The following is a 14705-nucleotide window of genomic DNA, read 5'->3' as shown; positions in this document are numbered from 1 at the left end:
CATGAGTACAGCGACCGCCCAACGCAGGCTGGACAACCCGCCAGCGCGCAACGCCGAACAGACCGAGTTGCATCCCGAACTGAATCACGCCCACGTGCGCTTTATCGGCCTGGGCAAGACCTACGACGGCCAACAAGGCCCGGTCACCGCCTTGCACGGTATCGACCTGGCGATCCAGCGTGGCGAGGTGTTCGGCATCATCGGCCGCAGCGGCGCCGGCAAGTCGTCGCTGATCCGCACCATCAATCGCCTGGAGCAACCGAGCAGCGGCCGGGTACTGATCGATCACGTGGACATTGGCGAGTTCGATGAGGACCGGCTGGTGGCGCTGCGTCGGCGCATCGGCATGATCTTCCAGCACTTCAATCTGATGTCGGCCAAGACCGTTTGGCAGAACGTCGAGTTGCCGCTCAAGGTTGCCGGGGTAGCCAAGGAGCAACGCGAGCGCAAGGTCCGCGAACTGTTGGAACTAGTGGGTCTGCAAGACAAGCACAAGGCCTATCCGGCGCGGCTTTCCGGCGGGCAAAAACAGCGCGTCGGGATTGCGCGGGCGCTGGTCCATGACCCGGCGATTCTGCTCTGTGACGAAGCCACTTCGGCGCTCGATCCGGAGACCACCCAGTCGATCCTCGGCCTGCTGCGCGAGATCAATCAGCGGCTCGGCCTGACCATCATTTTGATCACCCATGAGATGGCGGTGATCCGCGATATCTGTGATCGGGTGGTGGTGCTCGAACACGGACGCATCGTCGAGCAAGGGCCGGTCTGGGAAGTCTTTGGCAACCCGCAGCATGAGGTCAGCAAGACCTTGCTCGCGCCATTGCAACACGGCTTGCCGGAAGAGCTGCAAAGCCGTTTGCAAGCGCAACCGCAGTCGGCGCAGGCCGCCGTGGTGCTGCGGCTGCAGTTCACCGGCAGCGCGGCTGACGAACCGGACCTGGCCGCGCTGTTCAGCGCCCTTGGCGGCCGCGTGCGGTTGTTGCAGGGCGGAATCGAGCGAATTCAGGGGCACGCATTGGGACAACTGCTACTGGCGGTGACGGGGTCTTCGCTGAGCGCGGAACAATTACGCCAGCGCGCCACGCAATGGGCACAACAGACGGAGGTGCTGGGCTATGTGGTTTGATCGGTTACTTCAAGGCGTCATCGACACCTTCCTGATGGTCGGCGTGTCATCGCTGATCGCGCTGTTGGCGGGTATTCCACTGGCGGTGATTCTGGTCACCAGCTCCAAGGGCGGGATCTATGAAGCCCCGGCGCTGAATCGGGCGCTGGGGGCCTTCGTCAACCTGTTCCGCTCGATCCCGTTTCTGATTCTGATGGTCGCGCTGATTCCTTTCACCCGGCTGATCGTCGGCACCACCTATGGAGTATGGGCGGCCGTGGTCCCTCTGACCATCGCCGCCACGCCGTTTTTTGCGCGCATCGCCGAAGTCAGCCTGCGCGAAGTCGACCACGGCCTGATCGAAGCCGCCCAGGCCATGGGCTGCCGGCGCTGGCATATCGTCTGGCATGTGCTGTTACCGGAAGCGCTGCCGGGGATCGTCGGCGGTTTCACCATCACCCTGGTGACCATGATCAACTCCTCGGCCATGGCCGGTGCGATTGGTGCGGGCGGCTTGGGTGACATCGCGTATCGCTATGGGTATCAACGGTTCGATAGCCAGATCATGCTCACGGTGATTGTGTTGTTGGTGATTCTGGTGGCGGTGATTCAGTTGGGAGGGGATCGGTTGGCGCGGGGGTTGAATAAGCGTTGAGTCGACTGCCGCGAAGATCAAAAGATCGCAGCCTTCGGCAGCTCCTACAGGGGATTAGCGTATACCAGTGATATCGCGGGTGAACACGGTCGGCGTAGGAGCTGCCGCAGGCTGCGATCTTTTAAGGCGCGGCGCTTTTTTCGAGGTCTATCAGGTTGGGGTATAGTCGGCCCATCGCCCTTTGCCTGCGCAGCCCATCATGAAACTCGCCCCGACCGACCTCGAACAGATCACCTCTACCACCCTGGGCCATTACAACCAGGTGGCCGAGAGCTTTCGTGAAGGCACTCGCGACCACGACGTCAGCCAGAACATCGACGCGCTGCTGCGACATATTCAAGGCCAGGCGCCGTTCACTATTCTCGACTTCGGCTGCGGCCCGGGACGCGATCTGCAAACCTTCACCCGCATGGGCCATATCGCGGTGGGTCTCGACGGCTCGGAACGCCTCGCGCAAATGGCTCGCGAAGACAGCGGTTGCGAGGTCTGGCAGCAGGACTTTCTCAAGCTCGACCTGCCCAACGAGCACTTCGACGGGATTTTCGCCAATGCAGTGCTGTTTCATGTTCCTGGGCAGGAGTTGCCTCGGGTTTTGCGGCAACTACGTGCCACGTTGAAACCCGGTGGGGTGTTGTTCAGCTCCAACCCCCGTGGCGAGAATCAGGAAGGCTGGAATGGCCCGCGTTATGGTGCGTATCACGACCTGACATCGTGGCGCAGGATGTTGACCGAGGGCGGGTTTGCCGAGCTGGAACACTACTATCGACCAGCCGGGCTGCCGCGCGAGCAGCAACCCTGGTTGGCGAGTGTCTGGCGCAAGCCGGTGTAGACAGTTCGGACGCCATCGCGAGCTTGCTCGCTATTGTGCTTCTTTCTTCGGCTCGCGAATTTTGTACCAGGCCACATACAGCGCCGGCAGGAACAACAGCGTCAACAACGTGGCGATGATGATGCCGCCGATCATTGCGTAGGCCATCGGCCCCCAGAACACTTCGCGGGCGATGGGGATCATGCCCAGGCTCGCAGCGGCGGCGGTGAGCAGGATCGGTCGACGGCGGTGCTCGGTGGCTTGTACCACCGCGTCCCACGGCGCGTAGCCATCGCGCTCATACTCATCGATCTGGGTCACAAGGATCACTGAGTTGCGGATGATGATGCCGATCAGCGCGAGGATCCCGAGGATTGCCACAAAGCCCATGGGCGTACCAGTGGGGATCAGCGCCAGGACCACGCCGATCAGTCCCAGCGGCGCAACGCTGGCCACCAGGAACAGCTTCTGCACGCTGTGCAGCTGGATCATCAGGAAGGTCGCCATCAGGAACAGCATCAGCGGTACGACTTTGGCGATCGGTCCCTGAGCCTTGCTGCTTTCCTCTACCGTGCCACCGGTCTCGACCGAATAACCGACCGGCAACGCAGCGGCGAATTTGTCGATGTCAGGCTTCAACTGTTTGACCAGATCGGTTGGCTGGATCTCGTCGCGTACCGCGGCCTTGATGGTGATGGTCGGTTTGCGGTCGCGACGCCAGACCAGGGGTTGTTCAAGTTCATAACGCACACTGGCAAACGCCAATAGTGGAATCGAGGTGCCGCCCGGGGTGAGGATCTGCAGGTTCTGCAGGGTTTCCGGCGAGCCGCGCTCGGTGTCTTCGGCGCGGCCGACCACCTTGATCAGGTAGATATCGTCATGTACCTGAGTCACTGGCGAGCCGCTGACAATGCTGTTCATCAGGTTCGCCACATCTTCCGAGGACAATCCCAACTGCCGCGCCTTGTCCTGGGCGATGTCGATGCGCAGGACTTTGCCCGGTTCGTTCCAGTCGTAAATCATCTCGCCGATGTGCGAGTTGCTGTCGAGCATGGTCGCCAGATCGATGGCATGTTTGCGCACCTGATCGATCTCCTTGCCGCTGACCCGATACTGAATCGGCCGCCCCACTGGCGGGCCCATTTCCAGCGCCTGTACAAAGCTGCCGACGCCAACGAAATCTTCCCGCAGGCGTTTGTTCAAGCGTTGCATCAGCGCCGTGCGCTCTTCCAGGCCCTTGCTGACGATCACCAGTTGCGCGTAGTAAGGGTTCTGCAATTGCTGGTCGAGGGGCAGGTAAAAACGGATCGCGCCTTCACCAATGTAAGTGCTCCAGCGCAGGATGTCCGGATCGTCCTTCAGCGTCGCTTCGAAACGATCGACCGCCAGCCGGGTTTCGTTGATCGAGGCGTTTTGCGGCAGGTTCAGGTCGACCAGGATTTCCGGACGATCCGAGGACGGGAAGAACTGGTTCTGCACAAAGCCCATGGAAAACACCGCGAGCACGAACAGCAATACGGTGATGCCGATCGCCCACCAGCGATTGCGCAGACTCCACAACAGCCCGCCGTTGAAAGCGCGACCGATGCGTCCCGGTTCCGCCGAATGGGGCTTTACGTTGGTGCTGAGGATATGCACGCCGATCACCGGGGCGAACAGCACCGCGACGATCCACGACACCAGCATCGCCACGGCGATGACCGCGAACAGGGTGAAGGTGTATTCACCGGCGGAGCTGGCATTCAAACCGATGGGCACGAAGCCGGCGACGGTCACCAGGGTGCCGGTGAGCATGGGAAACGCCGTCGAGGTGTAGGCGAAGGTTGCCGCCTGCTCCTTGGTCTCGCCTTTTTCCAGGCGCGTCACCATCATTTCGACGGTGATCATCGCGTCGTCCACCAGCAGGCCGAGGGCGATGATCAACGCACCGAGGGAAATCCGCTGCATGGTGATGCCGCTGTATTCCATGAAGACGAAGACCATCGCCAGCACCAGCGGAATCGAGCAGGCCACCACCAGCCCGGCGCGCACGCCGAGGCTGACGAAACTGACGATCAGAACAATCACCACCGCTTCGAACAGCGCACGGGTAAAACCACCCACCGCCACTTCCACCACTTCGGCCTGATCGGAAACCTTGTGCACGCCGACGCCCACCGGCAGATCGGCGGTGAGTTCTTGCATACGTTGATGCAGGGCGCTGCCGAAGTCCTGAATGTTCCCGCCCTTTTTCATGGCGATTGCCAGGCCGATGGCCGGCTGACCATTAAAACGGAACAGCGGCGTTGCCGGATCGACATAACCTCGGCTGATTTCGGCGACATCCGCAAGGCGATAGAAGCGATCGTTGAGCCGCAGATTGACGTTGGCCAGGTCTTTCTCCGAAGCGAATTGCCCCGAAGTGCGCACCGAGATGCGTTCGGGTCCCGCCTCGATCACCCCGGCCGGGGTCACCGCATTCTGCGATTGCAGACTTTGCACCACCTGGCGTTGATCGATACCCAGCGCCGCGAGTTTGCGGGTGGAGAAGTTCAGGTAGAGCACTTCGTCCTGCTCGCCGATCATTTCGACTTTGCCCAGGTTCGGCACTTCACGGATCTCGGCGCGCACCTGTTCGACATAATCGCGCAACTGACGCATCGTCAGCCCGTCGGCGGTGAAGGCATACACCGAACCGTAGACATCGCCGAACTCGTCGTTGAAGGCCGGGCCCTGCAACCCTTGCGGGAAGGTGCCACGGATGTCATCGATCTTCTTGCGCACCTGGTACCAGATCTCGGGAATGTCTTTGGCACTGGTGGTGTCGCGCAGGTACACGAACACGGTGGATTCGCCGGGTCGGGTGTAGCTCTTCACGTAGTCGAGGGAATCAAGCTCTTCGAGTTTTTTCTCGATGCGGTCGGTGACCTGCTTGAGGGTTTCCTCCTGGGTCGCACCAGGCCAGCGAGTCTGGATCACCATGGTTTTGATGGTGAACGAAGGGTCTTCTTCACGGCCCAGGTTCAGGTATGAGAACACCCCCATCAGCAACGCGACGAACATCAGGTACCAGACAAAGGACTGATGCTTGATGGCCCATTCGGATAAATTGAAACTCCCTTTCATCGTGGGCTTTCCTCGTCGACTTTGACTTTCTGCCCCGGCTTGAGGCTGTTCACTCCGGCGCTGACCACCCGCTCACCGGCCTTGACCCCGGAGGCCAGGACCACCGTGTGGCCATTGCGGCTGACAAAGGTCACATCGCGGGGTGACACTGTTTGCGTCTGGATATCGATGACCCAGATCCGGCTCTTGCCGTCGACTTCCTGCACGGCACTGAGCGGCAGTTCGATACGCGGTTCGATGGCCGAGCTGAGAGTCACGCTGATGGCGGTGCCCAGGCGAAATCCGGCCGGCGTTTCGGCCAGTGTCAGACGCGCGCGCCGAGTGCGGGTCGCGCTCTGCGCTTGGGGTTCGATCTCGCGCACGATGGCGGTGGTGTTGATGCTCGGATCGAGCTGTGCGGCGACTTTGAATACCACGTCGGCGGGCAGCCGCTCAACCAGGCTCGCAGGCAGATCGATCACCGCTTCCTTGATGTCCGGCCGCGCCAGGGTCACCACTTGCTGTCCGGCGCTGACCACCTGCCCGGCTTCGGCATTCCAGGCGGTGACGATAGCAGCGTGATCGGTGCGCAGTTCGCTGTAGTTGAGCTGATCGCGGGCCTGGTTGACGGCGGCCCTGGCTTGCTCCAGTGAGGCGCTGGTGGTTTTCAGATCGGTCTGGGCAATGTCCAGCTGCGCTTGGGCGCCGACTCCGCGGTCGAACAGCTCCTGCTGCCGCCGGGCGTTGGCCTGGGCGTTGATCCATTGCGCCTCGATCCGCGCCAAGTCACCCTGCCTTGCACGCAGCTGGTTCTGTTGATCGGTCGGGTCGAGGGTCGCGAGCAAGGCGCCCTTCTCGACGTCGCTACCGACATCGACGTTGCGGCTGGCGATCCGTCCCGATACCCGAAAACCGAGATTGCTTTCAAACCGCGCCTGAATGCTCCCGGCGAAACGCCCGAGGTTTTCTTCCGATTCGGACTGGACCTCAATGGACAGCACCGGGCGCACCGGCTCCGGCGGTGGCTCTTTTTTTGAGCAAGCGACCAGCAGCAAACCGGCCGACAGCAATGCGAACAAGCGCTTCACGGCTGGGCTCCTGGCTGAGTGGAGCCCTGCGCAGGCTTCGCGGCGATCTCCACCAACATGCCCGGGTGCAACAATTGCCCACCGGCCGTCACGACATTTTCACCACCGTTCAGGCCCTCACTGATGATCACCTTTCCGGTCAGGTAACGGGCAACCTTGACCGTATGCAACTGTGCCTTGCCATCGCCGTCCACCAGCCACACGGCCGGGTCGCTGAGGTTCTTGGTCAAAGCCGACCACGGCAATTCAACAGCGGACTTGCCCGGCACCTTGGCCGTGGCACTGACCACCGAGCCCAGTTCCATGCCCGCGGGCAGTTCACTCAAGGTCACCTTGACCTGCACCGTGCCGGTTTGCGCGGAGACCGCCGGGGTGATTTCGCGGACGGTGCCGGGGGTCTTGATCTGCGGATTGTCGAGCAGGCTGACCTCCACGGTTTTATCCGTCGGCGGCTCGACCAACAGCGATTCGTAGACGTTGAATACCGCATCGCGCTCGCCGTCCCGGGCCAGGCTGAAGACCGGCACAGTGGCTTGCATCACCTGGCCGACTTCGGCCTGGCGCGCAGTGATCACCCCCGGCGCATCGGCGATCAGCGCGGTGTAACTGAGTTGCTCGCGGGCGTTGGCCAGTTGCGCCCGGGCCGCGGCCAAAGCGCTCTGGCTACTGCGCAACGCGGCCTGGGCAGCGTCGTATTCGCTCTGGCTGGTGTAGCCCTTGGGCAGGAGTTTCTGCTGGCGGACGAATGCCGCAGCGGTCTGCTTGACCCGCGCCTGCTCGGCAACCACTTGCGCCTGGGCTGAATCGACATTGGTCTGCAGGTCTTTAGGGTCGAGTCTGGCCAGCACCTGCCTGGCCGAAACCCGGTCACCGACATCGACCATACGCTGGATGATCTTGCCGCCTACCCGAAACGACAATTCAGTCTGGACCCGTGCCTGGACATCACCGGTGAGCGTTACCGTAGCGGCAAAGTCGGCAGGTCTCACCTCCTGCACAAACACCCGCGGGCGTTGGCGCTCCACGGGCTGTTTATCGCCACATGCGGTCAACAAGGCAAATAGGCTCAGGCCTACGACCAATTTCATTCCGGGACCAGCCATGCAGACTCCTTTGCGTGATACGGGCGGACACGTGACGATACGAATGTGAGCTTAGAACAGGCTTGCGCTTGCACATACGATGTGCAGCGACTCTGTAGTGAGGGATCACTGCGTTCCCGACAATAAGGCAAACTGCCGAACCACGCAGCAGGAACTTCCTCATGCTAAAAACCCTCGCGGTGGCCAATTACCGCTCGATCAACAAACTGGTCATCCCCCTCGATCGATTGAACGTGATTACCGGCCCCAACGGCAGCGGCAAGTCCAACTTGTATCGCGCCCTGCGCCTATTGGCGGAGACAGCCCAGGGCGGCGTAATCAATGGGCTGGCCCGTGAGGGTGGGCTGGATTCAACCTTTTGGGCCGGGCCCGAGATCCTTTCGCGACGTATGCGCAACGCAGAAGTGGCCGTCGAAGCCTCTGTGCGCCGGGCCCCAAAGCGCTTGCGCCTGGGATTTTCTGGTGAAGATTTCAGCTACTCGATCGCACTGGGCTTGCCAGAACCCAGCCTTTCGTACTTTTCTCTGGACCCGGAAATCAAACGCGAATGTATTTGGGCTGGACCGATTTATCGTCCCGCCAGCCTGCTGGTCGATCGCGCCGGCTCGATGATCCGTGCCCGCGAAGACCGCAGTTGGGATGTGCTCGCACAACACACACCGACCTTCGACAGCCTGTTTGATCAGGTCGGCAGCCTGCGCTCCTCACCAGAAGTGTTATTGCTGCGCGAGACCATTCGTGGCTGGCGTTTTTATGACCATTTTCGCAGCGATGCCGAGGCCCCCGCGCGCCAACCGCAACTGGGCACCCGCACCCCGGTGTTGCACCATGACGGTCGCGATCTCGCCGCTGCGTTGCAAACCATCCGTGAAATCGGTGATCCAGAGGCGTTACAGTCCGCCATCAGCGACGCCTTCCCCGGCGCAACGCTGAATATCGCGCCGCTGCAAGGTGGGCGCTTCGCCATTGAGTTTAATCAGGAAGGTTTGTTGCGCCCGCTGTCTGCCGCGGAACTGTCGGATGGCACGCTGCGTTATCTGCTGCTGATCGCCGCGCTACTGACCTCACGTCCACCGACGCTTATGGTGCTCAACGAACCGGAAACCAGCTTGCACCCAGATCTGTTACCGGCGTTGGCGCGGCTGATCATCCGCGCCTCGGAAAATTGCCAGGTGTGGGTGGTGTCCCACGCCAGCCGCTTGATCGCGGCTCTGCAGCAAGACCCGGAGTGCAATTCCATCGTGCTGGAGAAGCATTTCGGCCAGACCGAGGTCGTTGGCCAAGGGATGCTGGATGAACCGGCGTGGTATTGGCCGGATTGAGGGTTAAGACGGTATCTACGGGATTGTGTGGTAACTGTGGGAGCGTGGCTTGCCTGCGAAAGGTCCGTCCGAAGGACCGTTCTCTCAGCCAATAAAAAACGCCGACGCTTTACCAGCCGTCGACGTTGAAACCTTGAAACCTTGAAACCTTGAAAGGGTTTTAAAGCGCGCTGAATCAGAACGCCGGCAATACTGCGCCGCTGTATTTTTTCGCGATGAATGCTTTCACTTCCGGGCTGGTCAGTGCCTTGGCGAGTTTCTGGATGGCATCGCTGTCCTTGTTGTCCGGACGGGCAACCAGGAAGTTCACGTACGGCGAATCGGCACCTTCGATAATCAGCGCATCCTTGGCCGGGTTCAGGCCGGCTTCCAGCGCGTAGTTGGTGTTGATCATGTCCAGGTCGACCTGGTCCAGAACACGCGGCAGCAGGGCCGACTCAAGCTCTTTGAACTTGAAGTTATGCGGGTTCTTGGCGATATCTTTCGGGGTCGCCAGCGCATTTTTCGGGTCTTTCAATTCGATCAGACCAGCCTTCTGCAGCAGGATCAACGCACGACCGCTGTTGCTGCCTTCGTTCGGGATAGCGATGGTCGCGCCGTCTTTGAGCTCGGCCAGGGTTTTGACTTTCTTCGAGTAGCCACCGAAAGGTTCGACGTGAACGCCGATCACGGTCACCAGATTAGTGCCTTTGCCTTCGTTAAAGCTTTTCAGGTACGGCAGGGTCTGGAAGTAGTTGGCGTCCAGACGCTTCTGATCGACCTGCACGTTCGGTTGCACATAGTCAGTGAAGACCTTGATTTCCAGATCCACGCCTTCTTTGGCGAGGGTCGGCTTGATCAGTTCAAGAATTTCAGCGTGGGGCACCGGCGTTGCGGCAACCACCAGTTTCTCGCCAGCCTGGGCGATGCCTGCGGCCAGGGCAGCCGCCAGTGCGGTGAACAACAGAACCTTTTTCATGCAGTGTCCTTATCGAAAATCACAGTCGTCATCGACGACGGCTTCAAGTGAGGTGCCAATGAAATGCTATCGCTGGCGTGGAGCGGACAATACCGGGATTTTTTATTCCCTAACAATATCTTTTATTCACTTTCATATTCCATTTTATTCATACAGGCGCCGCCCGCTCCACACCGCGACCTACAAAGACTGCGTAAGCCGTTCGAGCAGGCTTTTCAGGGCTGCCCGCTCGCCAGCAGAACCGCCGTTGATGACTCGCTCGACCTGGTGCTCGATCAGCGGTAACGGCGCCAGGGTTTCCGGCAGATTCAGATGCTCGGGCAAAATCTCGTCGCCACTGCTGACCAGCAACGCAAAGTGAATGACGTTCTCCAGCTCACGGGTATTGCCCGGCCAACTGTGATGCTCCAGAAGTTGCTGCGCCGCTTCGCTGATCAAGGGCACCGGCAAGTCCAGACGCTGGCTGTAGATGCCGAGGAAATACTCGGCTAGTGAAAGGATATCGCCGACCCGTTCGCGCAATGCCGGCAGTTCCAGCTGGCCTTCGCTCAAGTAGTGATAAAGCCGCTCATGAAATTTCCCGGCAGCCACCGCTTGCGCCAGATCGATGCTGGTAGCCGCTACCAGCCGCACATCCACCGGGCTCGGCTGCTGGGCGCCAACGCGGGTAACTTCATGGTTCTCCAGTGCCGCGAGCAGTTTGACCTGGATTGGCAGCGGCAAGTCACCGATTTCGTCCAGGTACAAGGTGCCGCCGTTGGCTGAACCGAACCAACCTGCGCGGCTGCTGGCCGAGCCGCTGTGACTGCCGGCGGCATAACCGAACAACTCGGCATCGGCGTAGGTCGGACTGATCGCTCCGCAGTTGACCGAAACGAACAAACCACCACGGTCGCTGCCCCGGTGGATATGCCGCGCGAGCAGTTCTTTACCGCTCCCGGTTTCGCCGCGGATCAGCACGGAAATCGAACGTGGTGCCAGTTGTTCGAGTTCGTGGCGCAGTTGTCGTGAACGGGGATCGACGAATACCAGCGCCTTGGCGCGAATGCTCAGCGGGCTTTTTTCCGCGTCGGGAAAGGTCAGCAGTGGCTGACCGAAGGTTTCATGCAGACTCATGACAGACTCCCGCCCAAATCCGCCGGGAGACGGGAGGCGTTAAAAAAATAAAAGACTCAAGCGCGGCGCAGAGAATGCTGTTCCATGCGATTTTGCAGACGGTAAAGATAAGCGAAGCCCTGCTCCCAGCGTTGGTGCCCGGACTTAACATTGATGTGTCCGGCACCGGTCAGAATCCCGGCTTCGGCGCCCCAGTTGCGGGCCAGCTCCAGAGCACGAGTGGCGCTGACCGCACTGTCGTTATCCGAGCTGACAACCTGGCAGGGGAACGGCAACAGGTGCGTCGGGATCGGCGCGAAGTTGCGCAAGGCCGGCGCGCAGGCAGGGCGTTCGACATCCGCTGGTGCGACCAGCAACGCGCCGCGGACCTGACGCAAAAAGCTGAAGGGCGCCTGTGCTGCCCAATGGGCAACGGTGATGCAACCCAGACTGTGGGCAATCAGGATCACCGGTGTGCTGTCAGCCGCGATCGCCTGCGCCAAGGCTGCGACCCAATCCTCGCGACGCGGCGTCAACCAGTCGGCCTGCTCCACGCGCGCGCTGTTTGGCAAACTGTTCTGCCAGTGGCTTTGCCAATGATCTTCTGGCGATCCTTGCCAGCCCGGCACGATCAGGTAGCGAATTGATTCGTTGCGCATGGGGAGCCCTCCGGCTGCTTGTCTGTTCAGGATCGATTATAGGGAGGAGAGTTATATTCGTTAAGGAATAAGAAGATATTTATTAATGCATTTTAGGAATATACAACTCATAACCCCGGAAATAAAAAAAGGCCGCACCCTGCCAAGGAGACGGCCCGAAAATCGTTGAATCAGGATTGAATCATTGACCTAAAACACTTATATCTCAAAGTATTATTATTCGTTATTAATAGAATATATTCGAATAATAGAACCCGCGACGACTCTCAAGGCCATACCATTCAAGGCACGGGCGCGCCTGAGCACGATCAACCCGTGCGTTGTAGTACATTCGGGCGCCTGGGGCTTGCAGAAGTACCCTGCATGATTCCATTCTCTGGTTATTGATGTTCGCATCCTGCCCTGCGTCATTGCGCAGCGTGCTACCTGTGAACGCCAACCTGTTGACTGGAAGCGCCAATCATCATGATTGAACCTACCTCTCTCGCCAGCTGGACCCGCGCCCTGCGCAAACAACTCGACGCTCTTGGCCTCGACAGCGATGCACTGTGCCGCGAAGCCGGGCTCGACCCGCAACTGATGGACGACCCGAACGCCAGTTATCCGCTGTCCGCCACCACGCGTCTCTGGGAAATAGCGGTCAAGGCCAGCGGCGACCCGGCGATCGGCTTGCGGGTTTCACGTTTCGTCAGCCCGACCACCTTTCACGCGCTGGGATATGCGCTAGTGGCCAGCGGTAGCTTGCGCGAAGTCTTTGAGCGGATTGTGCGTTATCACCAGGTGGTCAGCGACGCTCTGGAGCTGGAATTAAACCTGAATGGCGACCGCTATTGCTTTCATTTGAAGGTGCCTCAAAGCAGCCCAGCACCGGCGTTCGAAGCCATTGATGCCTTTGCGGCGATCTATGTGCGTACCTGCCGCAATCGTCTGGGCCGGGACTATGCGCCGCTGGCGGTGTACCTGCGCCGGCCGGAACCAGCTGACCCCAAACACTGGCATACGGTGTTCCGCGCACCAGTCTTCTTTGCGGCCGAAGAGGACCGTCTGGAGTTTGCCGTCAGCGATTTCGACAGTCACCTGGATGACGCCAACCCGGAACTGGCCGAACACAACGAAACGGTGCTAACGCGCACCCTTACGCAATCGAAACCATTGACCTGGGAGCGCAAGGTCCGCTCTGCAATTGAAGCGCAATTACCAGAAGGCGAACCCTCTGCCGAACGCATCGCCGAGGCTTTGCATTTGAGCCTGCGCAGTCTGCAGCGACATCTGGCCGATGAAGGTTGTCGCTTTGATACCTTGCTCAATGAGTGTCGGGAGAATCTGGCGCTGCTGCACCTGCGTGACCCGCAGTGCTCATTGAGCGAGATCAGCTATCTATTGGGTTTTGCCGACATCAGCAGCTTCAGCCGCGCATTCAAGCGCTGGACTGGAATGACACCGGGGCAGTTTCGGGATGGGTTGCGCTGAACAATGAGATTTGTATTGCCTGTGCCGGCCTCATCGCGAGCAGGCTCGCTCCCACAGGTAAGGGGGTGTTCACAAACCTGTGGTCAGACTCATACCTTGTGGGAGCGAGCTTGCTCGCGATGGCATCAGCCCAGACACCACCAATCAGCGCCCTCGATCACGCCGCAACAATTTGCGCACCCGCGTCACCAACTCACTCACGGCAAACGGTTTGAGCAAATAATCATCGGCATCCAACTCAAGCCCGCGCAGTCGGTCTTCAATTCCGTCTTTGGTGGTCAGAAACAACACCGGCGTCGCGCCGCGCTTACGGATTTGCTGCTGCAATTGCCAGGCATTCAGTCCAGGCAACATGACGTCAAGGATGACCAGATCGTACTCAGGCCGCTCTTCGATAAAGCGTCGCCCCTGCATCCCGTCGACCGCCACATCCACCGCATAGCTCGCTTCGCCCAGGCCCTCGGCCAAGAGCTTTGCAGTCTTGGGTTCGTCTTCCACTAACAGCAAACGCATGGTGCACCTCGATTTTGGTAGATACAGGCTAGGCGCCTTGGTAACCATTGCCCATCACTAACGGTTATTTCGGATGAGCCGACGGATTCAGGTCTGCGCCGCGCCCCGTAATTTTTCCAGGTCCAGCACCTCGATTTCGCCGTATCCCAACTGCACGATGCCCTGGTTCTGCAGATCCTTGAGGATCTGATTAGTGGTCTGCCGGGACAGCGAAAGCATCAGTGCCAACTGGTCCTGGGGCAACTGCAGGACCCGCCGCGAGGGCTCGCTCTGGCCATAACCTTCAGCAATCATCAGCAGCCGGTGAGCCACGCGCGCCGCCGCTGGCATCAGACTCAACTGTTCGAGATTGATGAATGTCAGGCGCAATTTATGGCTCATCAACAACGCCAGGTGGCGCCAATAGTGTGGATGTTCTCCCAGCAGTTCGAGCAACGCGGCCTGAGGCACCTGCAACAGAATGCAGCGGCCGACTCCGCAGGCGTCGTGGGTTCGCGGCCGGCCATCGAACAGGCAGATTTCACCGAACCAGTGCGGCGGTTCGACCATGCTCAGCAGCGCTTCCTTGCCCTGCTCGTTGACCGCGCCAATACGCACCGCCCCCTCAAGCACTGCATACAAACCGCAAGGCGGATCACCGCGCTTGAACAACCTCTGCCCGGGCGCCAGGCGCCGCACCCTGGCGGCGGTCAGCAGACTATCCTGTAACAAGGCAGGCAAATTATTGAACCACTGACCGCTTGATAAGCGCGGACGCCAGGCCTGCATATCCATTTGAACTCCAGTTGATTGTCGCCTGGCTGACAGAGCGAAGATTGAGCGCAGGGCATGATCGAACTCCCTAC

13 protein-coding genes are annotated in these 14705 nt (G+C 59.9%); 5 read left to right on the top strand and 8 right to left on the bottom strand.

The window, feature by feature from the left end:
• Position 1 precedes the first annotated feature (1 nt).
• From ACA064_RS00915 to ACA064_RS00905, 3 genes are all read left to right on the top strand, one after another.
• Positions 2-1126: a methionine ABC transporter ATP-binding protein gene (locus ACA064_RS00915; protein WP_497671707.1), complete on the top strand. Its 1125-nt coding sequence runs from the start codon at positions 2-4 to the stop codon at positions 1124-1126.
• Positions 1116-1760 carry a methionine ABC transporter permease gene (locus ACA064_RS00910; RefSeq protein WP_054595074.1) on the top strand — a complete coding sequence of 215 codons (645 nt, stop codon included), beginning with the start codon at positions 1116-1118 and terminating at the stop codon, positions 1758-1760. The genes ACA064_RS00915 and ACA064_RS00910 overlap by 11 nt, the downstream gene beginning before the upstream one ends.
• 199 nt (positions 1761-1959) lie before the next feature.
• A complete protein-coding gene (locus ACA064_RS00905) occupies positions 1960-2589 on the top strand; it encodes a class I SAM-dependent methyltransferase (RefSeq protein ID WP_497671706.1) in 630 nt (209 codons plus the stop codon).
• Positions 2590-2619: 30 nt separating this feature from the next.
• Here the strand turns inward: ACA064_RS00905 and ACA064_RS00900 are convergent, their stop codons facing one another.
• The 3 genes from ACA064_RS00900 to ACA064_RS00890 are packed head-to-tail and all read right to left on the bottom strand — an operon-like array spanning position 2620 to position 7843.
• Positions 2620-5673: an efflux RND transporter permease subunit gene (locus tag ACA064_RS00900; protein ID WP_497671705.1), complete on the bottom strand. Its 3054-nt coding sequence runs from the start codon at positions 5671-5673 to the stop codon at positions 2620-2622.
• A complete protein-coding gene (locus tag ACA064_RS00895; protein ID WP_497671704.1) occupies positions 5670-6740 on the bottom strand; it encodes an efflux RND transporter periplasmic adaptor subunit in 1071 nt (356 codons plus the stop codon). Before ACA064_RS00895 ends, ACA064_RS00900 begins: the two co-directional genes overlap by 4 nt.
• Entirely contained in the window at positions 6737-7843 is a 1107-nt protein-coding gene (locus ACA064_RS00890) for an efflux RND transporter periplasmic adaptor subunit (RefSeq protein WP_497671703.1), read from the bottom strand. Before ACA064_RS00890 ends, ACA064_RS00895 begins: the two co-directional genes overlap by 4 nt.
• 161 nt (positions 7844-8004) lie before the next feature.
• Here ACA064_RS00890 and ACA064_RS00885 point away from each other — a divergent pair, with 161 nt between their 5' ends.
• A complete protein-coding gene (locus ACA064_RS00885; RefSeq protein ID WP_497671702.1) occupies positions 8005-9165 on the top strand; it encodes an AAA family ATPase in 1161 nt (386 codons plus the stop codon).
• A gap of 175 nt (positions 9166-9340) precedes the next feature.
• On the opposite strand, the gene ACA064_RS00880 is transcribed toward ACA064_RS00885, so the two are convergent.
• From ACA064_RS00880 to ACA064_RS00870, 3 genes are all read right to left on the bottom strand, one after another.
• Positions 9341-10123 carry a MetQ/NlpA family ABC transporter substrate-binding protein gene (locus ACA064_RS00880; protein WP_497671701.1) on the bottom strand — a complete coding sequence of 261 codons (783 nt, stop codon included), beginning with the start codon at positions 10121-10123 and terminating at the stop codon, positions 9341-9343.
• A gap of 180 nt (positions 10124-10303) precedes the next feature.
• Positions 10304-11239 (bottom strand): sigma 54-interacting transcriptional regulator, encoded by a 936-nt coding sequence (locus ACA064_RS00875; RefSeq protein ID WP_497671700.1) that lies wholly within the window; start codon positions 11237-11239, stop codon positions 10304-10306.
• Between the two features lie 56 nt (positions 11240-11295).
• Positions 11296-11877: an alpha/beta hydrolase gene (locus ACA064_RS00870; protein WP_497671699.1), complete on the bottom strand. Its 582-nt coding sequence runs from the start codon at positions 11875-11877 to the stop codon at positions 11296-11298.
• 465 nt (positions 11878-12342) lie between these two features.
• On the opposite strand from ACA064_RS00870, the gene ACA064_RS00865 reads away from it, so the two are divergent.
• Complete coding sequence (locus ACA064_RS00865) at positions 12343-13347, top strand: AraC family transcriptional regulator (protein WP_497671698.1); 1005 nt, start codon at positions 12343-12345, stop codon at positions 13345-13347.
• Between the two features lie 144 nt (positions 13348-13491).
• Here the strand turns inward: ACA064_RS00865 and ACA064_RS00860 are convergent, their stop codons facing one another.
• Positions 13492-13860: a response regulator gene (locus ACA064_RS00860; RefSeq protein ID WP_497671697.1), complete on the bottom strand. Its 369-nt coding sequence runs from the start codon at positions 13858-13860 to the stop codon at positions 13492-13494.
• 87 nt (positions 13861-13947) lie between these two features.
• Positions 13948-14634 (bottom strand): Crp/Fnr family transcriptional regulator, encoded by a 687-nt coding sequence (locus ACA064_RS00855; protein ID WP_497671696.1) that lies wholly within the window; start codon positions 14632-14634, stop codon positions 13948-13950.
• Between the last annotated feature and the right edge of the window lie 71 nt (positions 14635-14705).

This window comes from Pseudomonas sp. LBUM1658 (assembly GCF_059716055.1).
The sequence above is the reverse complement of the archived record's forward strand: the minus strand, read 5'-3'. Positions and strand labels throughout refer to the sequence as shown.